Below are 24024 nucleotides of genomic sequence, written 5' to 3'. Positions count from 1 at the left end.
GGTACGGATATATTATTAAATTAATGAGATGGGATTAATGTAAAAAAGTTACGGCGCGAGCTTCGCTCGCGCCGTAACTAAAATTTATAAATGTTCAGATTATTTTTTAACAATAACTTTTGATGCCGCATCAATACCGATGCCTTTTACTTTCACCATATACGTTCCGTTAATCAACTTGTCTGTCGAAATTGATTTCTTAGCATCCGGAGAAATTTTATCCTCAGAAGAAACTAATTTCCCTGACATATCATAAATTTCGACACTTACTTTTCCTAACGTATTGCTTGGGAAATTGATGAAGAACTCATTCTTCGCAGGATTCGGATAAATTGAAATGTTATTTTTAACAACTTTTACTTCGTCTGTAGCTAACACACAGTCTGCAGGAACACTGAAATCCTGAACCTGATCATTAATATTTGTTAAACTTCCTGCACTAGCATTTACTCCTAGACCTCTTTTTGCAAAAGTTCTCCAGATCATACATCTGTCTGCACCTCCTTTGGCTTGATCCGCTGCTATAATAGCATCTCTACCATTGATAAATGTAGGGTTACAAACCTGAAGTTTCAATGCATCAGTTACCAATTGTAATACTCTTGAACTACCATTTGTCGTGTTTGCCATTACATCAGAAGAATAACCATATTTAGCAACATATTGCCAATGAAGATCCCAAAGCATTGTAGCCCAAACAAATCCTATTGAATGTACGTCAGGAACAATTTGCAAATTAGTATTTGTATACTCCATTCCATTCGTATCACCGTAAGTATAATCATTAATGGCAAAATCTGGTGAGTATTGAGCTGGTCTTATACCGCTTCCAAAAATCCCTTGTCCTGCTGCATATGTTGCCATACCTCTTGGAACAGAGGCGTTATCTCCCGCCTTATTAGTAAGCATTAAAGCAAAGAAATCCGACCATCCTTCACCCATTTGCTCTTTATCTAAAGAAGAATTTAAACATCCAGAACCAGTTCCGGTAAGTCTATTAGAAATTCCGTGACCATATTCATGAACTACTATTCCATTATCAAAACTTCCATCTGGCGTAATACTGCTGGCAGGATCATTTTTTAAAGTTACATTTACAGTTGTATTAGCTGAAAGCTGCCCTTTAATATATTCACCTTCAGTATTTGAAATTAGAACTGATGGGATAGTAATCGTTGCATCAGTTCCAGACATATTTCCAACCGTATCACCATTTGTAGTGTTATTATAAATAATTACTGCTGTAGCTCCTGCGTTTTGTGCATTTTTCACCTTAACTGTAAAATTACAAGTTCCTCTTTCTACTAAACCAATCTTACCCGTTAAAGATCCTGCAGGTATTGCTGTACAGCCATCAAGAACTGAGGATAACTGTACATTTCCTGTAACACCCGTCGCATCTAAAGCATTTCCAAATAAAGCTGTTCCTGCAATGGGTTGACGAGGCACTGCCGAAGTCGGTGCATTATAATAAAATATTCTGTTCACAGCTGACCAAAGATACATCTGCATTCTTGGTTTATTTCCATCACTGGGGCTCGCAAAGTTGGCGTTATTTGTTCCTCCTCCATCTTGAGCTTCAGCCTGCACATAATCATTCCCTGAACCACCTAAACCAAAATTAGTATTCTGAAAGTTTCTTGCGGCTGGCGTAAAACCAAACATATAGAAAATATCATGAATTTTATTATTGATATAAAATAAATTGGTAATTGAAGCATTCTGATTATTAAATGGATCATCATTAATGTTAAAAGGATAATTAAAGTTTCTCGTACTACCTCCATCTGGTGACAATCCAACTGCATTAGTTCCTGCCGTGTCTTCATAAGCATGTACATTATTACCTCTGGTAATTGTATAACGAGTTGTTCCGTCATAATGCCAACCTTCTGGAGAAGCCGTCAAAATCCATGGATTACTTACAATGGATCGGGAACCAAAAGTAGGAGCCTCTATCGGTAATGCAAAAACATTATAAGAAGCATTATCGGGTGCTAAAAGTGAAAAACTATTTTTACTTTCTTCTTGGTTTAGTGGTCCCACAATAGCCTCATTATGAACATGACTGTAATCATGAGAATAGGCATCATGATGGAAGTTACATGTTAAATTCAAATCAAGTTTGCTGATAATATTTCCTGTGTTTGCATCCACCAAAATATCCCAATAGCTTGGAGAATTCGGTTCCGGAAAAGAAAACTGGTAAGCTAATTTTAAAGCACCATTATCTTGTACATATACCAATCTCTGCTTCGCAGCCGGTCCATTATTTAAATCTGCATCATTATACGCTAAAATAGGATAATTCTGAATTTTATCTTTCTGTAAATTTTCAGCTATTTTCTGAAGAGCAATAGTCTTCGTAATAGAAGCGGTATTTGATACAGAAGAAGTATAATCTTTCAAAAAAGTATCAGAATAATAAATTACCTTACTATCTCTTACCAAAACAGTACCTTCCGCATTGTAAACAGGAAGTCCGTTATAAGTCTGTTGGAATTTAATTACATTTCCATTTAATGACTTTGACTCATCAACATTATCAATCTTAAAATTCGCAAGATCTGATTTTTTATATTCTCTGATCTTATTTTGAGAAATATAATCTTTAATTAACTTCTCATTATCCTGTCCGAAAAGAACAGAAGGAAACATTGCAGAAACTACAAATAAAAGGGGTAAAGCTACTTTTTTCATATACACTAATAAAGCCGCTAATTTACATATAATTAACAATAAAACAATAGTATAATTTAAAATTATTTAAATGAACATTTAATTTAACAATAGTATATAAACTCTGCTAAATTTATGAATAAATCAAATTAACAAATCCCGTATTAACAGCAATTTTATGAATTGAATAAAAACAAAAAAAGCCACTCAAACGAGTGGCCAAATATTTAAAATGAATCAGGTATTATTTACCTTCTTCCATTTTTCTTTTTAATTCTGCTAATGCATCGATATCTCCAAGAGTAGATCTCTCCTCGTTTGAAGATGATGAAACATTATTAGATCTGTTGTTAGAGTTTTCTCTTACGTTTTTCTTCTCTTCATCTCTGAAGATTCCTGTATGAGAAACTACAACTCTCTTGAATTCTTTGTTGAATTCAATTACTTTGAAATCAGCCTCTTCACCTTTCTTGATTTTAGATCCGTCTTCCTTCTCTAATAATCTTGATGGGCAGAATGCTTCAACTTCAGCATCTTCGAACTGTACAGAAGCACCTTTATCGTGTACTTCTACCGCTTTACCAGCGTGAACTGTCCCTTCAGCATATTTAGTTTCGAATGCATCCCAAGGGTTTTCTGTTAATTGTTTGTGACCTAGAGATAATCTTCTAGCCTGAATGTCTAGTTCAAGAACTACAACATCTAATTTGTCACCAACTGCACAGAATTCAGATGGGTGCTTGATTTTCTTAGTCCAAGAAAGATCAGAAATGTAGATTAAACCGTCGATACCTTCTTCTAACTCTACGAATACACCAAAGTTAGTGAAGTTTCTTACAGTTCCTACGTGCTTAGATCCTACAGGATACTTAGCTTCGATATTTTCCCATGGATCTTTGCTTAATTGCTTGATACCAAGAGAAATTTTTCTGTCTTCTCTGTCTAAAGTAAGTACTTCAGCTTCTACCTCATCACCTACTTTTACGAAGTCTCCTGCAGATCTCAAGTGAGTAGACCAAGACATTTCAGAAACGTGGATTAATCCTTCTACTCCCGGAGCGATTTCTACGAATGCACCATAATCAGCAAGAACTACTACTTTTCCTTTTACTTTATCTCCAACTTTTAAGTCAGCAGAAAGAGCATCCCAAGGATGAGCTTCTAACTGCTTCATACCTAACTGGATTCTTGTTTTCTCATCATCAAAATCAAGGATAACCACTTTTACAGTCTGTCCGTCCTCAAGGATTTCAGATGGGTGGTTCACTCTAGACCAAGAAAGGTCTGTAATGTGGATCAATCCATCTACACCTCCTAAGTCGATGAACACACCGTAAGAAGTAATATTCTTAACAGTACCTTCAAGAACCTGTCCTTTTTCTAACTGAGCGATGATTTCTTTTTTCTGACCTTCGATATCTGCTTCGATCAATGCTTTGTGAGAAACTACTACGTTTTTGAACTCAGGGTTGATTTTCACAACTTTGAACTCCATAGTTTTTCCTACGAACTGATCGTAATCTTTAATTGGCTTAACGTCGATCTGAGAACCAGGTAAGAATGCTTCGATCCCGTGTACGTCAACGATCATACCTCCTTTAGTTCTAGACTTAACAAAACCGTTAACGATTTCACCTGTTTCGTGAAGTTCGTTTACTTTATCCCAAGCTTTAAGCGTTCTTGCTTTTCTGTGAGATAACTGTAACTGTCCTGTTTTGTCCTCTCTTCTGTCTACCATTACTTCTACCTCGTCTCCTACTTTAAGACCTTGGTTGTAACGGAATTCGTTAAGAGAAATAACACCTTCAGACTTGAAGTTGATGTCTACGATAGCTTCTTTATCTGTTAATCTTACTACTTTACCAATTAGAACGTCGTTATCGTCTAAGTTGTTTAAAGATCCGTTGTAGATTTCTTCTAAATCGCTTTTCTCTTTTCTAGCATCAGCATCAAGACCAGATTCGAAAGAATCCCAGTCAAATTGTTCAGGTGCTACGTTTTGATTTAATAATAATTCAGCTGAATTTGTCTCTTTTGACATAATTCTAATTAAATTTGTATTCCTTCTCTTTCAACGGTCTGAATAAATGTGAATTGAAAAATACGGAAGTAATTAATTTTTAGTTATTTACTCTTCAAACCTTTTCGCCACAAAAGTGGGTGCAAAGATATGAAATTTATTTGAAACAAACAATAATATTTTGAGCATCAAAATACTGCATATCCTTATCAGACAATGCATACTTTATAAATATTCATCCCTGAAATATTGTTTTAATAAAATGAAGCTACCTAAGACGGCTAAATCATCATTCTAATCCAATCATTAATTTAGCTCGGATTGCAGCGGCATCCTTTTGGGTTGAGGACTCCCTTCGCTCCGTCTGCAAGCCAAAAGATATAGCGGAAAGCCGGAAAAAGCTCCTCATAATTTTTATTGACAGCTTTTAGTCAATACAAATATTAAACTTTGAACTGAAAAAACAACTACCCAACAACCATAACGAATTCTGTATCTTTGCACCATGGAATTAGAATCTATCTACGAAAAACTGCAGATTCAGGACATGAATCAGATGCAGAAATCTACATACAAAGCGACAGAAAACAATCAGGATGTTGTTCTGCTTTCTCCTACCGGTTCGGGAAAAACACTGGCTTTTTTGTTTCCTGTACTGCGAAATTTAAAGAAAAACAGTTCTGGAATTCAGGCTCTTATTCTGGTTCCGGCGCGAGAACTGGCTTTACAGATCGAGCAGGTTTTTAAAGCGATGGGAACAGATTTTAAAGTTTCCGTGTGTTATGGCGGTCACGACAAAAAAATTGAGGTAAACAACCTGATTGAAGCTCCGGCTGTATTAATCGGAACACCGGGAAGAGTGGTTTATCATCTGAGAAATAATAATTTTGATCCGAAAACCATCCAAACGCTGGTTCTGGATGAGTTTGATAAGGCTCTTGAGCTTGGTTTTCATGATGATATGGAATTTATTTCCAATTCATTGAAAGGATTGTCTCAGAGAATTTTAACTTCCGCAACGGCAATGGATGAGATTCCTGCATTTACCGGACTAAAAGACGAGAAAATCATTAACTTTCTAAAATTAAGCGAGGCGAAACCCGACATTCAGTTTAAAAAAGTAATGACTACGCCGGAAGAAAAGCTGGATACTTTATTTAATTTGATCTGTAAAATCGGGAACAAAAGAACTTTAATTTTCTGCAATCACCGAGAAGCAGTTGACCGGATTTCCGAGCTTCTCCGCCAGAAAGGAATCGACAGAGAAACCTTCCACGGAGGAATGGAACAGGATGAAAGAGAACGCGCCCTGCTGAAATTCAGGAACGATTCCGCAAGAATTTTAATCACTACCGATCTGGCTGCAAGAGGTTTAGATGTTCCGGAAGTGGAATCGATCGTTCATTATCAGTTACCGCCGAAAGAAGATGCTTTTATCCACAGAAACGGTCGTACAGCAAGAATGAACGCGAAAGGTTTTGCCTATCTTATTATGACGGAAGATGAAAATTTCCCTTTCATCAAAAACAATACACCGGAAGACAGCGTAGCCGGATTTACTAAAGTTCCGGAAAAAACGCCTTTTCAAACCATCTATATCAGCGCCGGAAAAAAAGACAAAGTGAATAAAGTGGACATTGTTGGCTATCTGCTGAAAAAAGGAGAACTCCAGAAAGAAGATGTCGGCTTGATCGAAGTAAAAGACACGACTTCTTATGTTGCCGTATCGAGAAATAAAGTGAATACACTTCTGAAAAAACTTGCCAATGAAAAACTGAAGGGCAAGAAAGTGAAAATGGAGGTAGCGTATTAAGATTGAGGTTGAGGTTAAGGTTAAGATTTAGATTAAGGCTGAGATTAAAACACAACGCTTATCTAAACCTTAATCTCAATCTTAAATTTATCTCACTCCTCTTACCCGTGTCGGTAAAGTATAAACAGATTTTGAAGCAGTGATGAACAGAACTTCGTTATTTTTCCCTCCGAAAGTCACGTTGGAAGTCCAGTCTTCTTCGATGGGAATATGATAAATCTTCTTCCCTTCTCTGTTGAATACATGAACCCCTTTTCCTGTCAAATAAAGATTTCCGTGCTTGTCTAACGTCATTCCGTCGGAACCCATTTCGCAGAAAAGTTTTTTCTCAGATAATTTTCCTTCGCCCAAAATATCATAAACATACGTTTTTCCGGCATCAATATCCGAAACATACAGCTTTCTGAATTTTTCGCTTCCTACCACTCCATTCGGCTGTGTAAAGGTTTCAAGTTTGGAAATCTGTCCGTCTTTATTTCTGTAGTATAAACTTTTATGCGGAGTTTCCTGCTTAAAATTCACCCAGTAATCTCTTACATACAGAGGATCGGTAAAATACATTCCGCCAAACTCGTCATTCCAGACATCATTCGGTCCGTTCAGTCTTTTGCCTTCAAAACCTTTCAGCAGAACCTGTACTTTTTTATCTTTTGAAATCTTCCAGATTTCGCCCTGATCATCGGAACAGGTGATTAAATTATCGTCTTTGTCGAAATGCGTTCCGTTCGCTCTTCCTGTTTTATTCATGAACTCGATCACTTTATTGGTTTTCCAGTCCCAATAATAAATCTTATCATTCGGCTGATCCGTGAAGTACACGTTTCCTTCTTTATCCGAGGAAGGACCTTCGGTAAAACTGAACTGATCCGAAACTTTCTCGGGCTTTACATCTTCATAAAACATTTTAGTGGTATTTACTGATTGACAGCTGTATACTGCTAAAATCAAACCAAGCGAGCCGGTTTTTAAAATATTTTTCATTCCGCACAATTTAAAGTCAGCAATTTACGATATGCAGAACAAGATTCAAAGTTTATTTTCTCTTTTTGATCAAATAAAAACAGACTCCAAAATGTCTGAATTGTACTATTCCAGAAGTGGATCATATTAGTTCCGGAAACAATTATTGCAGAGCTTTGCATCAGTGAAAAACACTACAGGATTCAAGTAAAAAATATTTGAAATGAGCATTTAACAGGTTTTAAATGCTCCTCACCCGAATTTTCAGATAATACCGAAACGATGAACACACAGAACAGCAATTTTCAGGCTCCGGAACTTTATGAGGAAAGCTTCCGAAATTCCGTAGGAACAATGGACGAAACCGGAAGAAGAAAATGGGTCTATCCGAGAAAACCCAAAGGAAAATTTACCAACTATAGAGATTATGTAACTTATTTGCTTTTGGTGATATTTTTCACTTTACCTTTTGTGAAAATCAACCATAATCCTTTTCTTTTATTTAATGTTATCGACAGGAAATTTTTTATTTTCGGACAGCCGTTTTATCTGCAGGATTTTTTCATTTTAGCACTTGGAGCCGTCACTTCCGTTATTTTTGTGATGCTTTTCACCGTTGTTTTCGGAAGGATTTTCTGTGGCTGGCTTTGTCCGCAAACCATTTTTATGGAAGGGGTCTTCCGGAAAATAGAATACTGGATCGAGGGCGACCGTAATAAACAGATGAAGCTCGACCGACAGGAATGGAACAGCGAAAAAATAAGAAAAAGGCTCACCAAATGGTCTGTTTATGCCGTTATTTCTGTGGTGATTACGAATTTCATGTTCATGTATATTGTTGGTTATGAAGAAGTTTTCAGAATCATCACCGAAGGTCCCGCTGAAAATCCTTTGAAGTTTCTTGCGATGATCTGTTTCACTTCTGCTTTCTATTTTGTTTTTTCGTGGCTTAGAGAGCAGGTTTGTACTCTGGTTTGTCCGTACGGAAGATTGCAGGGCGTTCTGATCGATAAACAGACCATCAATGTTTATTATGATTTTAAAAGAGGTGAAAACCGCTCCAAATGGAAAAAAGACGAAGACCGAAAAGCCGTCGGAAAAGGAGATTGTATAGACTGTAATCAATGTGTTGTTGTCTGTCCTACAGGAATTGACATCCGAAACGGACAGCAGCTGGAATGCGTAAACTGTACCGCCTGTATCGATGCGTGTGACGAAATTATGGTAAAAGTAGGTCTTCCGAAAGGACTGATCCGTTATGCCACAGAAGCGGAAATTGAAAATCAGGAGAAATTCAAATTTACCGGAAGAATGAAAGCAACAACGGTAATTTTAACTTTACTGATCGGGTTTTTAGGATTTCTGATGTACGACAGAGGTTCCATGGAAGCGAAATTCATAAAACCGGCAGGATCAACATTTTTCATTAAAAACGGAAAAATTACGAATACTTTTATTTATACGCTTTTAAACAAATCCAACGAAAAGAAAACACTCACGATAAAAGTCTTGAATCCTAAGAATGCGGAAATCAATTTCTTTGGCAATGAAAAAATCATATTGAAAGGAGATCAGATTTTAAAAGGAAATATCAACATTTCGTTCCCCGAAAAAGAGATCCGGTTCTCTAAGCAGAATATGACGATCGGCGTGTTTGATGAAAAGGGAAATCTGGTAGATTCTTTCGAAACGGTATTTGAAGGACCTTTTCAATTGGTATTGTAGATATTGAGGTGAGAGTTTGAGTGTTTTAGAGTTTTAGAGAGAAGTTTGTTGGAGTTAAACTTCATACCATCAACAAAATTAAGCCTTATATTTTTTAATAAATTGAGTGGGAGTCATGCCGGAAGTTTTACGGAAGACTCTCACAAAATAGGAATATTCTTCGAAGCCAAGACGGAACGCAATTTCCGTAAGGCTTTCATCAAGATACATAAGCATTCTTTTGGCTTCCAGAATTATCCTTTCTGTAATAACGTCAGTCGCTGTTTTCTGAACGACCGTTCTGGTAATTCTGTTTAAATGTTTGGATGAAATTTCCAATAAAGAAGCATAGAAGGCAACGGATTTTTCTTTTGCAAAATACTCTTCAATAAGATTTTCAAACTGTTGATAGTGTTTAAAATAAGAAATGTTAACCTCAGAATTTTCTTTTCCCAGCTCTTTTGAAAAAGCTCTTGTTGCGTGGATAAAAATCTGTGACATCAGTGAAAGAATAAAACCATCTTTCATCACGTTTTGAAGGTGATATTCTTTTTCCAGTGCTACAAAAAGGTGATTATTTTCCTTTAGTTCCGTTGCAGTAAGCTGTAATTTTCTTGGGAAATTAACCGATCCGAAAAACGGGAAACTTCTGAGCTTCTGATTGACGTAATGCATTTCGTAAAAATCCTGTGAACAGAAAAAAATATATCCGTCGATATCCTCAGAAAGTTCCCAGCTGTGAACCTGTCCCGGAGACATAAAAAATAAGCTTCCCGCCGAAACGTCATATTTCTGAAAATCGATTTCATGTGTTCCGCTTCCTTTGGTAAAAAGGATCGTAGCATAAAAATCATGACGGTGCGGTTTTTCAATATGTCTGTGTCCTAAAACCAGATGCTCTTTCATTCGGTTAAAATAAAAATCCGAAGTGTTTTTACCCGGCTGAAAAAGATTGATATGCAGGACAGAGATAGAGTTCAATTTTTTAGAAATTTTTATCCTTCAAAAATAACAAAAACAATAAAACTTCCTGTACTATAAAAATGACTTTTATCCCCTGATTTACAAAGTAAAAAAAGAACTTTTGCCTTCTGAATTTGCTGTGGGATTTAAAAAATTTTTATCTTTGACCATTACGATTCTAAAAATGAAGATAAATTTACCTGATAAACTGTATTATTCAATAGGAGAAGTAGCGAAAGCTTTTGATGTAAATACTTCATTAATACGTTATTGGGAACAGGAATTCCCTATCATTAAGCCTAAAAAGAACAAAAAAGGCAACCGGTATTTTACTCCGGAAGACATCAAAAATCTCCAGATCATTTATCATCTCGTAAAAGAAAAAGGCTATACTCTGGACGGTGCTAAAATCGCATTAACCACCAACAGCAAGATCTCCGAAACCATCACCATCATCGACAGGCTGGAATTTGTAAAGGCTGAATTACTGAAGCTGAAGGAGTCTTTGGCGGAAAGAGATGAGGAATAATTGAAATCTTTCATTCATAATTTTATTTCAATTCATTTTTTAAAGCCGAATAACAGAATTTATATTCTAAAATAATCCAATTGCAATTCCCTCATTGCGAATGCTTAATAAATTAATTAAGTTTACAGCGATGAAAAAAAACGACTACCGGAGATTGGCATTGATGGGAATATTGCTGATCATTTTATTTGCCTTCCAGAAATATACAAGTAAGGAAAAGGAAGAATTTCCCGATGTTCAGTTTATTACACAACCTTCCGTTTCTCTCAGCTTTACTGAGTTTGATCCCAATGAACTGGATGAAAAGCAATGGCAGAATTTAGGTTTCACAGAAAAACAAACGGCGACGATTCTCAACTATAAGAAAGTAGTCGGAGGAAAATTTGTATCAAAGGAACAACTAAGAAAATGCTTTGCTATTTCTGAGGAAAAATTTTCTGAGCTGAACCACTATATTTTACTTCCGGAAACCAGTAAAGAAGCAAAATCAGATGCATTCAAAAGTTTTGAAAAAAAATCAATAACGGTTAGAGGAAAATTTAATCCCGATCTTTATTCTGCACACGACTGGATAGATATGGGCTTTAGTGAAAAGCAGGCAGAAGCTATTTTAAAATACAAAAGTTATCTGGGTGGAAGTTTTGTGAGCAAGGAAAAATTCAGAGAGTGCTTTATCATCAGTGAAGAGAATTTTCAGAAAATCGATCCTTATCTTATTCTGCCGGAGAAAACGCCGGAAAATTACAGAGCTGCTAAAAATTTTAATGCCGATAAAAAGAAAGTTCAATATCATTCTTTCGATCCGAATGCATTGGATATTGAAGGCTGGAAGTCTTTTGGCTTCTCCGATAAACAGGCACAGATCATCATCAATTACCGTGACCGAAATTTAAAAGGGAGCTTTAAAAGTCTGGAAGACATTCAGAAGTGTTTTGTAATTTCTTCTGAGAAATTTGAAGAAATGAAACCGTTCATTAAATTCAATGCAGAAACAATTGCAGTGAGCAAAAATGACAAATCTGAAACTAAGCAGCAGGAAAAAACGGATTTCACCAAGGTAGATTTAAACGCAATCACCTACAAACAGCTTATGGAGTTTGGATTTGACGGAAAAGCAGCCGGTTCGATGATCGGTTTTCGAAATAAACTTGGTGGATTTGTGAATAAAGAACAGATTCTTTCCACGTACAATATTGATCCGGAACTGACGAAAAAATTACTTTTAACCGCACCCCTTACAACTTCGAATGTTCAGAAATATACGTTGCAGGATGCTCCGGAAGAATGGCTAAAAAATCATCCTTATTTTAAATATTCTGCGGAGAAAATTATTTTTTACCGAATCTCCGAAAAAGATGAAAAGAAAATCTGGAAGATGCTGAAACTGAAACCAGAATACGAATTGAGGATGAAATGGTATTTGAAGTAGGAAAAAACTTTTACACTTTTATTGAGTCGCAAAAGAAGCAGAACATTAAAATATTGTATTTAAAATTAACAAGATCCTCTTTGAATTAATTTAAATTTATTAATTAAATCTGCCCAATCCGCTCAATCTGCGGGAGATAAAATAAAATTTTTTGAGATTTTTCCTCTGTCACAATGACAATGCAACGTTAATTTTTTGTCAAAATATTTTTTTTAACAATTCTTCATTGTTTTAAGTATTATAGGAAGTATTCGCAATGTCACCCTGAGCCTGTCGAAGGGTTATTCATCACTGTTCTTTAAAGTTAATTATCAGACTTTGCTTAGATCCTTTCAGGATGACAAAAATGCTGTAAATGCATTTTAGAAAGTATAAATAATTTTAAATTGGAAAAAAATTTGCGCAATCTGTAAAATCTGCGCGAGATAAAAAAACTTTTTGAGATTATTCTCTCGTCAGAATAACAAAAATACTGTATATGAATATGATAAATATCTAAGGTATACAAAAAAGAGATGTCGAATCCGGCATCTCTATTATTTTAATCGTATGTTTTACTGGAACCTTCAACCATTTTTTGTAAAGCAGAAAGTTCTTCCTCCGTAAGATCCCTCCACTTTCCGATGGGAAGATCGAGTTTGATATTCAAAACCCTGATCCGTTTCAGTTTCTTTACTTCGTAGCCTAAATATTCGCACATTCTTCGGATCTGTCGGTTCAGTCCCTGCGTAAGAACGATGCGGAAATTCATTTCATCAATTTTTTCGACCTCACATTTTTTAGTAACGGTATCCAAAATCGGAACTCCGTTTCGCATTTTATCCAGAAATTTGGGCGTAATCGGCTTATCGACTCTTACAATATACTCTTTTCCGTGGTTGTTTCGGGATCTTAGAATTTTATTTACAATATCGCCATCGCTGGTTAAAAGAATCAATCCTTCACTCGGTTTGTCGAGTCTTCCGATCGGAAAAATTCTTTTGGGATGATTAATATAATCGATGATATTATTTTTCTCACGTTTTGTATCAGTGGTACAAACGATTCCTACAGGTTTATTAAAAGCAATATAAACATGGTTTTCTTCCGGTTCACGAATCGGTTTTCCGTCTACTTCAATCATGTCTTCATCGGAAACTTTTGTTCCCATTTCCGGAACTTTGCCGTTAATGGTAATTCTTCCTTCTTCCAGAAGTTTGTCTGCTGCTCTTCTCGAACAGTAGCCTACTTCAGATAAATATTTGTTAATTCTTATTTTTTCCATTAATCTTCTCCGTAACCTGTATAATTTTTATTGCTGAAAATCGTAATTCCATAACTCAATCCAACAAAAACTGCACTTGAGTTTGCAAATTTATGACTTTCTAAAATAATCCCTCCTTCCTGACTTAATCTTTTGGAATACGAAACCTGTAATCCAATCTTTAAACCATAAAATTTTGAATCCGAAACAGCGGAATGATTAATCTGCTTTCCATAATTGAGATCAATAAATACTGACTCATCATCAACATTAAAAATTACTTTTGGTTGAATTACCCAGTACATCAAATGAAAATTATCATCAATAAAACTATATTTAAAACCAGATCCTAAAGCCAGATTAGGAATAAAATGATATCCTGCGACAGCCGTAATTCCGTACGTAATTTTATTCGGTAAATAGGGAGAAATATTTTGCTGATAGTATTGGGAATCTTTATTCTGACTATCTTTAATACTATTTCCTAAATTATATCCTAAATTAAGGGCAGGATTAACATAAAATCCCATTGTAGATTTCATTGGTTTTGCTTCCTGAGAAAAAGCTTTGTAAAAAGAAAACAGCGTAAGTACTAAGAATAAGATTTTCTTCATGACTCGTTAAATCTAAAATCATTTTCCAAAAAGTCTGACGTGGCATCTTCAATTTTGTATTCTCCGATCTTTGTCCGTCTCAATTGTATTAAATAAGCTCCAACACCCAATTCCTGTCCGATATCGTGAGCTAAACTGCGAATGTAAGTCCCTTTCGAGCAACCCACCGTGAAACTTACGAGCGGAAGATCAATCTTTACATTATCAATATAAAAAATTGTGGTTTTACGGGATTTCATTTCCACCTCCTCTCCTGCTCTTGCAAGATCATATGCTCTTTTTCCTTCGATCTTTATTGCCGAAAAAACAGGCGGAGTCTGATCGATTTCTCCAACAAATTTTTCCAATGCCGTTTTTATCTGCTCCTCCGTAATCTGCGAAATGTCCTGATGTAAAATTTCGGGTTTTTCAGTATCGTATGATTCTGTCTGTACGCCGATTTTTATTTCGGTCCAGTATTCCTTTGGGGCATCCTGAATTTCAGGAATTTTCTTGGTGAATTTACCACAGCAGACAATCAATAATCCCGTTGCACGCGGATCTAAAGTTCCTGCGTGACCAATTTTGAATTTCTTGGGTAAATCAAACTCTCTTTTGAGTTTGTATTTCATTTTATTGACCGCCTGAAAAGAAGTCCAGTCCAAGGGTTTGTCTAATAAAAATATATGTCCAGATTGTAAATCTTCGGCAGTCATGAATATGAGTAATGAGTATTTGGTAATGAGTAATTTTTTAGTATTACTGTTTATATTTTTTAGCTTAAATTATTTAAAGAAATAAAAATAAATCAGCAAGGCAATTCCTACGAAAATACGGTACCATCCCCAAGGTCTGAAACCATATTTATTTAAAACTCCGATAAATGCTTTAATGGCAATTAACGCAACAATGAATGCCACTACATTTCCTACGATAAAAATCATGATGTGATCCTGAGATTCCATAATCATTTCATAGCCTTTCTGCGGATTAGGCGTTTCTTTCCCCCATGTTTTTACAAAAACCGAATATACCGTTACCGCCAACATGGTAGGAACCGCCAAAAAGAATGAAAATTCTGCCGCTGCTTTTCTGGTCAATCCCTGTGTCATTCCACCGATGATGGAAGCTGCACTCCTACTCGTTCCCGGCATCATTGCAAGACACTGCCAAAAACCAATGGTTACTGCTTTTTTTATGGTAATGCCTTTTTCATCATCAATCTTTGGATTTTTGAACCATGTATCGGCAAACAGTAAAACAACACCTCCAAGAACCAGAACTGAAGAAATAGCGATCTGATTTCCTAAAACCGCTTCAATTTTATCATCAAATAAATATCCTAAAACCAAAGCCGGAACCACTGCAAAAGCCAGTTTAAAGTAAAACTGCAAATTTTTAAGATCAAAAAACTTTTTCCAGTATGCCACAACCACAGAAAGGATTGCCCCAAACTGTATGGAAACCTGAAACATTTTTAAAAATTCGGTTTCTTCAAGTCCCAGCAAATTTGCCGTGAAGCCCATATGTGCAGTTGACGAAATGGGCAGATACTCTGTTAAGCCTTCAATGATCGCAATAATAATTGCTTTGATTAAATCCATAATTTATCCAAAATTAAAAGATTAAGAAACCAAGAGATTTAGACTAATCTAAATTTCCGAATTTCTTAATCTTCAAATAAAATTTATTTCTACTTTCTTTTTAAAATCGCGTAAACTTCGATTCCGAAACCAATCACCACAAATAATGGCGCAATCCTGATTCTTCGGATAGAAAAAATACCTTCATTCCATGAGTTCGGATCGTATTTTCCGTCTACGGTATTAGCATCGGCTCCCATCATCAGAAGAAACCCTACCACGATGAATGCCAAGCCGATCAGCATCCATTTAAAGTTTTCTTTTCCGAAGTAAAAAGTGTTCTCCTTTGGAACTTCGGTTGTTTCTTTCCCGAAGTTATCTGCGGAAAATTTATTTGTTTTTTTGCTCATTTTTAAGAGTAATATAAGTCGTCAACGTTTGATCTTAAGAATCTCCAGGTAGCTACAATCGTACTTAAAACCGTAATAAAAATTCCTACTCCGAATACCAGCAGAACCAGCCAGAAGTATTGGTTGTTGTCCTGTACAAAGGCAGATCCGATCTGGCTTGTAAAGTAATACCATGCTCCGAAAAGAACCAGAAGTCCGATTGCAGAACCAATTGCCCCTAAAACTACCGCTTCGATGATGAAAGGTTTCAGGATGAATCTTCTCTTCGCTCCTACAAGCTGCATGGTTTTAATAATAAATCTCTTTGAGAATATTTTCAGACGGATGGAATTGTTAATTAATACAACCGCCAGAATTAAAAACAGGATGGAAAATCCTAAGATCCATTTCAGAATTCTGCTCAGGTTGTTGTACACATCTACCATTAAAGTACTGTCGTTCTTTACATCAATAATTCCGGGAACGGCTTTAATGGCTTTAATGGCTTCATCGATCTTTGCCGGATCTACATACTCCGGTTTTAGGGCAATTTCTACAGATGAAGGGAAAATATTTTCTTCGAAAAGCGCATCCGTATCAATTCCCATTGCTTTTTTAGCTTCCTTGGAAGCCATTTCTCTGGTAATATACGTTGCTTTCTTTACCGGAGCCAGTGTCTGAATTTCTTTGAAAACCTCAGCTTCCATTTTCGCAATCTTTACAGAATCTTTTGCCTCATAGTTTTCATCAAAGTAAGCATTTACCACAAGTTGCTCCTTGATATAGTCGGAATATTTCTGGGCATTGATTAAAATAAGTCCCATTAATCCCAACAAAAATAACACTAAGGCAATACTTATTACTACTGTAATATTGCTAGACCTAAGCCTTTTCTTATTAAATTCATCTACAGATTTAGCCATTAATATTAAAATTTTTGGCTAAAATAGAAAAAATCTTCCGAAATTTGGGAACGAAAAAGAGAAAATCACTGTTAATAAAATCATAAAAAACATTGAGTGTAAAAGCAAAAAAGCATCTTGGTCAGCACTTTCTGACGGATGAAAACATCGCAAGAAAAATCGTGGAAGGTCTGAGTTTTGAGGGCTACAATAAGGTAATGGAAGTGGGTCCCGGAATGGGAGTTCTCACCAAATATCTGCTGGAAAAAGAACAGCAGATTTACCTTGCAGAAATCGATAAAGAATCCATAGAATATTTAAAGGAAAACTATTCTAAAGTAACCGAAGAAACTTTTGTGGGAGATTTTCTAAAACAGGATTTTCAGTTTACCAACGGAGAGCAGATTGCCATCATCGGAAATTTTCCTTACAACATTTCTTCCCAGATTTTGTTCCAGATTATCGATCATTATGAGCTGATTCCGGAAATGGTGGGAATGTTTCAGAAAGAAGTAGCGGAAAGAACAGCCGCCGTTCCAAGAACAAAAGATTACGGAATTCTCTCTGTCCTGATTCAGGCTTATTATGATACTTCGTATTTATTTACCGTTCATGAAAATGTCTTCAATCCGCCGCCTAAAGTAAAATCCGGTGTTATCAGAATCACCAGAAATCCTAAAGAAGGTTTGGCAGGAAATGAGGTATTGTTTAAACAGATCGTAAAGGCAGGTTTTAACCAGAGAAGAAAAAAGCTGTCGAATGCTTTAAAAATTTTAAATATTCCGGAAGCTTTAAAAACCCATGAATTTATGGATAAAAGAGCAGAAGAACTCAGCGTGGCAGATTTCATTTCATTTACACAGCTCTGGAAAGAAAGTGTGTAGTAAAAAAGTTAAGAAGAGCAATAACTTAATTTATCCTAAAAAAAGCCCCTCAATTTCTTGAAGGGCTTTCATTTTGCATTATCGATTGATTTTTTATTCTCTGTTTTTCAACATAATCCAGCCAGACTGGGTCATGCTTGTTTTTGATTTCGGATACTGGAAGTTAAATTTATACCAGTATGTTGCAGTTGGTAGCTTTTTACCTCCTAAAGTTCCGTTCCAGATTGGGCGTTCTTTAGAGAATCTGAATAATTCTGAACCATATCTGTCATACACAGAACCGGTGAAGTTATTAAAGTTTCCAAGAGCTGTAAGATCCAATGTATCATTAACACCATCCTGATTTGGAGTAATCATATTTGCAATATTCAGTGTGAAGAATTCTAAAGCTCCTACACAATGTGTTCCTACAGTTCTTACCTGAATATCGTAGTGGGTATTGTTGGAAAGTCCTGTAAATACATTAGACTGCTGCCATGAAATACCACCGTCCACAGAATATTCTGCTGTCTGAGGAATATTATTGATCATCGGAACCTGAGCAGTAATTGTTAACGTATTGTTGCTGTAATCAATATTTGAAACAAATGGAGAAGCTGCTGCCATCACTTTTGCAGTGAAAGTTTCCTGGCAAAATCCATTCTTAATGGTTACGGAATAAATACCCAACTGATCTACTTCTATCGTTCTGGTCGTTGCACCTGTACTCCAAAGGTAAGTATAATTTGGTCCTGCTCCTGCGTCCAATGTTACTCTGTCTCCCTGACACATTTCTACATCCATTAATGTCGAAGTGATTTCCGGAACTACCTCAACGGTGATTTTTGCAGGCTGTAAAGATTTACATCCTTTTGTTCCCAATGCATATACAGAGAAGGTTGTTGTATTGTAAACTGTTGCACTTTGGGTATTGCCTGTTCCTGAGAAGTTTGCCCATTGATAAGTTACTCCGCCGGTTGCAGTAAGATCTACTACAGTTCCCGGACAGACTTTAATTTTGGATGCCACTACACTTGCAATAGGAGTCGCTTCTTTTGATAATGTTAATTTTACCATTTTACTACAGAAACCTCCATTCGATACGACAACATAAAGAATTTGTCCATCATTACCATTGTAGTGAAGAATATCCTGAATGTAATTATTGTTCTGTGCAATTGCATCTGCCTGATTTACATAAAAATGGAATACCGCACCCGGCGTTGTACTGATTGATGCCATAGAGTTGGTAAGATCAAACCAGGTGACATCCGGAGTTGTACAGAGCAGCAATGTCGCATCTACTGCGGCTGGTGTTGTTCCTCCGTTTATTTTGATGTTGGCTTTACCCGGACAAGGACTTCCAGGGAATGAAACCTGAATTTCGTAATTACCCGGCTGCGTTGCTGTAATGGTAGGAGATGTAGCTCCAGCAATAGCAACTCCGTTGAAGAACCACTGATACGTCATGTTCGGATCACTAACCGATGCTGTGATAACCTGAGGAACATTGTCGCATACATTAATTTGCTCCGGCAATGTTGCTCCGGAAGGATCTAATAATTCTACTCCAATGTTGAAAGATCCACCATCTAAAAATACAGCAGAATCATAGCTGCTGTCAATAGCATCTGCCAAAACCATTTTAAAGTGGTATGCCTGTCCAGGAACTACTGTAGCGGTCGCCTGTAAAGGAACAGTTCTTCCGTTAAAGTTAGTTTCTATATTAGCCGTGTTATATCCTCCAAAAAATGCAACGTTTGGCGCGCCGCACCCCATATTGGTTCCCGCAAAACTGTTTTGTGGGTGAATATTGGTTACACTCACCGGTCCTGTTCCCGGAGCCGGTAATACAGCCATATTAACGTAAGGTCCGCCGGCTACAGGTTTTAATAATAAAGCAAATGCATCTGAGAAACTACAAGGGAAAGTCCCTGTATATTCTTCGGAAGCAAAAAGGTAATTAAACTTTACCTGACTGGAAGTAGGTACAAAGTCAAACTCTAAAATAACGGCATCATTAAGTGTTGCAGAAGGATTCGTTGCTGCAACAAGATCCGGATCACTACCCGTCGGCAAATCATCTCCTAAAGTAGAGCTAATATAGCTGTTTCCGGCTTTTTGAACATATCCTGTAGAAAGAACAATCCCATCCTTGAAAGGAAAGCTGGTTGTTCCTCTGTTGAAATATCCCCAGGATCTGCTTGCATTTGTTGCCGGAAGATTCGGGCTCACCTGAACGTTGGATACGTTTGGTGTAACACAGGAATTGGTTCCTGATGAAATCAACACATCTTTTACCAGCTGCAAAGGGGCATAAGCTGATGCAGGATATGTAGGCACATTCACATCAATAAAAGCACCTGCTTTCATTGTAAGAGAGGAAGCCTTTTCTTGCTGAGGCTTTCTATTTGTATTTTTTTGTGAATAAAAGAGACTCGATGAGGAGACCGCGAATAAAGAAAACAATAGTAGATATCTCTTCATAATATTTTTGTTTTAACAAATTTAATTTTTTTTTGAATATACCACACATTTATTTGGCATTTTTATGCTAAAAAAGCAAAAAAACCTTTCATAAGAAAGGTTTTCAATTTTAATATCTTTTAATTTCTGTTTTTCAGTAAAATCCATCCGCTTCTCTGCTCAAGTTTCTTACTGGCAGGATTTTCCCATTGTACTCTGTACCAATAAGTAGCAGTCGGAAGGACCAAACTTCCTCTCAACATTCCGTTCCAGAAGGTCTGGTTTTTGGAAGCTTTAAATACTTCCTGTCCGTATCTGTCGAAAATAGAGGCTGCAAAATTGTTATAACTGCTGATTCCCGTAAAATCTACAATATCGTTTTTACCGTCAGAATTCGGAGTAATGGCATTGATAACAACGAAAGTAAAGAATGATATTGAAGTGCTGCATTTCGCATCTTTCACCCTTACCTGAAGATTATAATTCGTATTATCCAAAATATTAGTAAATACATTGGACGTCTGCCAGCTAAAACCATTATCTGCAGAATATTCTAAAGTTCCGCCTGTCGGATTTGTCGTAGACAGTGTTAAAATATGGTTCTCGTAGGAAATATTTGTAAACTGAGGCAATGTAGGATTGATAAGCTGTGCAGAAAATACCTTAGAACAAACTCCATTACTTATCGTTACCGTATAAGTTCCCGGTGTACTTACAGAGATCGTTTGTGTTGTTGCTCCTGTATTCCATACATACGTATAATTTGTTCCTGAACCTGCATCTAAAATTCCTGAATCTCCCGCACAAACATTAACATCTTTCAGAGCAGAAACAATTGCAGGAACAACCTGAATGGTAATTGAAGTAGGATTAGTGACTTTACATCCGTTTCCACCTAAAGCAAAAACAGAATAAGTAGTCGTGGATGTTGGAGATACAATCTGTGTACTTCCGTTGCCCGGTAAACCTATCCATTCATAAGTAACGCCGCCGGTTGCTGTTAAAGTTACAGATTCACCTGCACATATTTTCATTTGAGAAGCAGTTAAAACTGCTACAGGAGGAGCCACGATTATTGTAATGGTAGCAGGAGTCGCTGAAACACATCCATTGGCACCCACAGCAAAAACGGTGTAAGTAGTTGTAGAAGTAGGAGAAACTACCTGCGTATTTCCATTTCCTGTAAGACCTGTCCAATTGTAGGTTGCACCTCCGGAAGCCGTTAAAGTAACAGATTCTCCTGAACATATCTGTAATGCCGTAGAAGTTACAGTCGCTGTCGGAGCGGTTGTATTTTGTGTTACTGTAACGTTTGAAGTATAAGTACAGTTTAAATTTCCGGGCTGGTTGATATTGGTTACCGTTAAAGTATATACTCCACCCGCGTTTACCACCGGAGTTAATGTATTGGCTCCAGAAACAATATTTCCACCGCCGGTTGCGGTCCATGTAATGGTAGATCCTGCAGGAATTACAGAAGATGAAGCATTCAATGTAATCTGAGGAGTGGTACAGGTAATCTGCTGAGGCGGATTAATGGTTAAAGTTGTTTGAGGAGTAGACAAAAGCTGTAATGTGACCACATTTTTACATCCTCCGTTTGTTACTAAAACATATATCGTCTGTCCTCCCGCACTATTGAAAGATGCAGGATTGGCAATTGTATTCGTATTTCCGGCATTGGCATCCGCAACATTCAGATAATAGGCAAAAGTAACTCCCGGTGCAGTAGTAATCTGAGGTTGCGCCTCTGTTAAATTATAATTAATTCCTCCGGTCTGATAACATTTCAGTAAAGTCGCATTCTGTACAGTAATAGGCTGAGTCACCTGTATCGTAACTGTTGCTGGAGTAGCAGAAACGCATCCGTTCGCTCCCACCGCAGTAACCGTATACGTTGTTGTTGTCGTAGGAGAAACAGTTTGTGTCGCTCCATTTCCCGGAAGACCAACCCAATTGTAAGTAGCCCCGCCGGAAGCCGTTAAAGTTACCGATTCTCCTGAACAGATTAAAACTTTTGAAGCCGTTAGTCCTGTAGTTGGCGGTGCACTGTCTCCCGTAACGGTTACATTCGCTGTTGCTGTACAGGTAAGATTTCCCGGCTGATAAACATTAGATATGGTTAAAGTATAAGTTCCCGCTGTATTTACCACCGGATTTAAAGTATTCGCTCCCGAAACAATATTTCCGTTTGTTGTTGTCCAGCTAAAGGTAGAACCTGTAGGATATACTGAAGACGAAGCATTTAAAGTAACCTGTGAATTTGTACATGTTAACACTCCCGGTGTAGCAATAGTTGCCGTAATCTGAGGCGCTTTTATCAGTTGTAATTCAGCAACTTTGGAACAAAATCCGTTTTTAACTGAAACATACACCGTCTGTCCCGGACTTGAAAAGGCGGTCGGATTCGCAATCGTATTTCCATTTCCTGCAACCGCATCTGCCTGATTCACATAATAAGCAAATGTTGCTCCCGGTGTTGTACTGATTGAAGGTTGTGCCGACGTTAAGTTGAAAGTAGCATTACCCTGTGTGTAACAGGATGTGAGTGTTGCATTCTGAACCGTGGGCGAAGTTCCCCCGACAATAGTGATGGAAGCCGTTCCCGGACAGGTATTTCCGGGTAAAAATACCTGAACTGAATATACTCCCGGTTGTGTAGCTGTATAAGAAGCATTAGTTGCTCCCGGAATCGGGTTTGTTCCCAAATACCATTGATAAGTAGCTCCAACTCCCTGAACTGACGCAGTGAATGTCTGCGGAGTATTATCACAGACGTTGATGGAGGAAGGAAGTGTAACTCCTGCAGGATCCAATAACTGTACACCAATATCAAAAGATCCTGCTTCAAGAAATACCGCAGAATCGAAATTAGCATCCTGATAATCTGCCAAAACCATTTTGAAATGATAAGTCTGACCCGGAATTACTGTTGCTGTTGCCGTTAACGGAACAGTACGTCCGTTAAAGTTCGTTTCGATCTGAGGAATATTATATCCTCCGAAATACGATACGTTTGCAGCTCCGCAAGCCAATGGAGCACCCGTCTGATATTGTGTGGAAGGGTGAATATTGGTAACACTTACAGGACCTGCTCCTCCCGGTAAAACGGCAAGATTGGTATAAGGATCCCCTACTTTTCTTAATAAAAGTGCAAAACCATCACTGATGGTACAAGGGAAATTAGTCTGATATTCTTTTGAAGCAAATAAATATCTGAAAGTAACTTTCGTAGAAGCCGGAACAAAATCGAATTCTATATAAGTCGCATCATTAAGCTGATTGTTAGGAACTCCAAGAGCCGCCGCCAAATCTGCATCTCCTCCAGAGCCTAAACCATCACTTAAAGTTCCCTGAAGATCATTTCCTGCTTTTCTCGCATATCCTGTTGTAAGGACAATTCCTTTGGCAAAAGGAAAATTAGTGGTTGCTTTATTAAAATATCCCCAGCTTCTGTTTTGGTCTGTCACTGCTAAATTAGGAGAAACAGATACATTGGTTACATTAGCTGCGGAACATGTAGACCCTCCACTAATGAGCACATCTTTTACCAGTTGTGTGATACTGTATGCAGACTCCGGATAAGCCGCAGTATTTACATCTATAAAAGCTCCGGCTTTCATATTTTCAGGGGTTTGTCTGCTCGTTACACCTTTTCCGTCCCTGCCTTTCTGTGCATTAACGAAACTCCCTACAAAAACCAAAAGCAAAGCCAAAAATAAATTTTTTGTCCTCCTATTTAACATTTTATATTATTTTAAACAAAAATACTATTTTTTTCAATTGAATTTCAATTCAATGCTAATTACATTATCACTAATACAATTAAAGATATTATAAAAAGAGTAATTTCAATTATCTCTAAAACGTAAAAAAGACCAACAAATT

The 24024-nt window shown here is 37.0% G+C and carries 17 protein-coding genes; 5 read left to right on the top strand and 12 right to left on the bottom strand.

Features of this window, described 5'->3' with window-relative positions:
* Positions 1-99 precede the first annotated feature (99 nt).
* Both BW951_RS10630 and rpsA read right to left on the bottom strand, forming a co-directional pair.
* Positions 100-2700 carry a T9SS-dependent M36 family metallopeptidase gene (locus BW951_RS10630; protein ID WP_076392564.1) on the bottom strand — a complete coding sequence of 867 codons (2601 nt, stop codon included), beginning with the start codon at positions 2698-2700 and terminating at the stop codon, positions 100-102.
* Between the two features lie 223 nt (positions 2701-2923).
* Positions 2924-4720, bottom strand: a complete 1797-nt coding sequence (gene rpsA / locus BW951_RS10625; protein WP_076392562.1) for a 30S ribosomal protein S1 — start codon at positions 4718-4720, stop codon at positions 2924-2926.
* Positions 4721-5204: 484 nt separating this feature from the next.
* Between rpsA and BW951_RS10620 the strand changes: the two genes are divergently transcribed.
* Positions 5205-6512 carry a DEAD/DEAH box helicase gene (locus tag BW951_RS10620; protein ID WP_076392560.1) on the top strand — a complete coding sequence of 436 codons (1308 nt, stop codon included), beginning with the start codon at positions 5205-5207 and terminating at the stop codon, positions 6510-6512.
* Positions 6513-6599: 87 nt separating this feature from the next.
* On the opposite strand, the gene BW951_RS10615 is transcribed toward BW951_RS10620, so the two are convergent.
* On the bottom strand, positions 6600-7493 hold the full coding sequence (locus BW951_RS10615) for an SMP-30/gluconolactonase/LRE family protein (protein WP_076392558.1): 894 nt from the start codon (positions 7491-7493) through the stop codon (positions 6600-6602).
* A gap of 261 nt (positions 7494-7754) precedes the next feature.
* Here BW951_RS10615 and ccoG point away from each other — a divergent pair, with 261 nt between their 5' ends.
* The gene (ccoG, locus tag BW951_RS10610; protein ID WP_076392556.1) at positions 7755-9197 is read left to right on the top strand and encodes a cytochrome c oxidase accessory protein CcoG; all 1443 of its coding nucleotides are present in this window, start codon (positions 7755-7757) and stop codon (positions 9195-9197) included.
* A gap of 78 nt (positions 9198-9275) precedes the next feature.
* Here the strand turns inward: ccoG and BW951_RS10605 are convergent, their stop codons facing one another.
* Positions 9276-10157 (bottom strand): AraC family transcriptional regulator, encoded by an 882-nt coding sequence (locus BW951_RS10605; protein WP_076392554.1) that lies wholly within the window; start codon positions 10155-10157, stop codon positions 9276-9278.
* 166 nt (positions 10158-10323) lie between these two features.
* Here BW951_RS10605 and BW951_RS10600 point away from each other — a divergent pair, with 166 nt between their 5' ends.
* Positions 10324-10668, top strand: a complete 345-nt coding sequence (locus tag BW951_RS10600; RefSeq protein ID WP_076392608.1) for a MerR family transcriptional regulator — start codon at positions 10324-10326, stop codon at positions 10666-10668.
* A gap of 130 nt (positions 10669-10798) precedes the next feature.
* Complete coding sequence (locus tag BW951_RS10595; RefSeq protein ID WP_084196414.1) at positions 10799-12097, top strand: helix-hairpin-helix domain-containing protein; 1299 nt, start codon at positions 10799-10801, stop codon at positions 12095-12097.
* Positions 12098-12638: 541 nt separating this feature from the next.
* Here BW951_RS10595 and rluF read toward each other — a convergent pair.
* The 6 genes from rluF to BW951_RS10565 form a co-directional block, all read right to left on the bottom strand.
* The gene (rluF, locus tag BW951_RS10590; RefSeq protein WP_076392550.1) at positions 12639-13361 is read right to left on the bottom strand and encodes a 23S rRNA pseudouridine(2604) synthase RluF; all 723 of its coding nucleotides are present in this window, start codon (positions 13359-13361) and stop codon (positions 12639-12641) included.
* Positions 13361-13954: a hypothetical protein gene (locus BW951_RS10585; RefSeq protein WP_076392548.1), complete on the bottom strand. Its 594-nt coding sequence runs from the start codon at positions 13952-13954 to the stop codon at positions 13361-13363. The genes rluF and BW951_RS10585 overlap by 1 nt, the downstream gene beginning before the upstream one ends.
* Positions 13951-14649: a tRNA pseudouridine(55) synthase TruB gene (truB, locus tag BW951_RS10580; protein WP_076392546.1), complete on the bottom strand. Its 699-nt coding sequence runs from the start codon at positions 14647-14649 to the stop codon at positions 13951-13953. Before truB ends, BW951_RS10585 begins: the two co-directional genes overlap by 4 nt.
* 69 nt (positions 14650-14718) lie before the next feature.
* Positions 14719-15537, bottom strand: a complete 819-nt coding sequence (locus tag BW951_RS10575; protein ID WP_076392544.1) for an undecaprenyl-diphosphate phosphatase — start codon at positions 15535-15537, stop codon at positions 14719-14721.
* An 89-nt stretch (positions 15538-15626) separates the two neighbouring features.
* Positions 15627-15926, bottom strand: a complete 300-nt coding sequence (locus BW951_RS10570; RefSeq protein WP_076392542.1) for a DUF3098 domain-containing protein — start codon at positions 15924-15926, stop codon at positions 15627-15629.
* A 2-nt stretch (positions 15927-15928) separates the two neighbouring features.
* The gene (locus BW951_RS10565) at positions 15929-16828 is read right to left on the bottom strand and encodes a cell division protein FtsX (protein ID WP_076392540.1); all 900 of its coding nucleotides are present in this window, start codon (positions 16826-16828) and stop codon (positions 15929-15931) included.
* Positions 16829-16920: 92 nt separating this feature from the next.
* On the opposite strand from BW951_RS10565, the gene rsmA reads away from it, so the two are divergent.
* Positions 16921-17691 carry a 16S rRNA (adenine(1518)-N(6)/adenine(1519)-N(6))-dimethyltransferase RsmA gene (gene rsmA, locus BW951_RS10560; RefSeq protein WP_076392538.1) on the top strand — a complete coding sequence of 257 codons (771 nt, stop codon included), beginning with the start codon at positions 16921-16923 and terminating at the stop codon, positions 17689-17691.
* A gap of 93 nt (positions 17692-17784) precedes the next feature.
* Here the strand turns inward: rsmA and BW951_RS10555 are convergent, their stop codons facing one another.
* Positions 17785-20043 carry a choice-of-anchor L domain-containing protein gene (locus BW951_RS10555; protein ID WP_228427537.1) on the bottom strand — a complete coding sequence of 753 codons (2259 nt, stop codon included), beginning with the start codon at positions 20041-20043 and terminating at the stop codon, positions 17785-17787.
* Between the two features lie 233 nt (positions 20044-20276).
* Positions 20277-23882 carry a choice-of-anchor L domain-containing protein gene (locus BW951_RS10550; RefSeq protein WP_076392534.1) on the bottom strand — a complete coding sequence of 1202 codons (3606 nt, stop codon included), beginning with the start codon at positions 23880-23882 and terminating at the stop codon, positions 20277-20279.
* Positions 23883-24024 lie beyond the last annotated feature (142 nt).

It is taken from the genome of Chryseobacterium gambrini, from assembly GCF_900156825.1.
GTDB classification, from domain to species: domain Bacteria; phylum Bacteroidota; class Bacteroidia; order Flavobacteriales; family Weeksellaceae; genus Chryseobacterium; species Chryseobacterium gambrini.
This window is presented reverse-complemented; position numbering and strand designations above follow the sequence as displayed.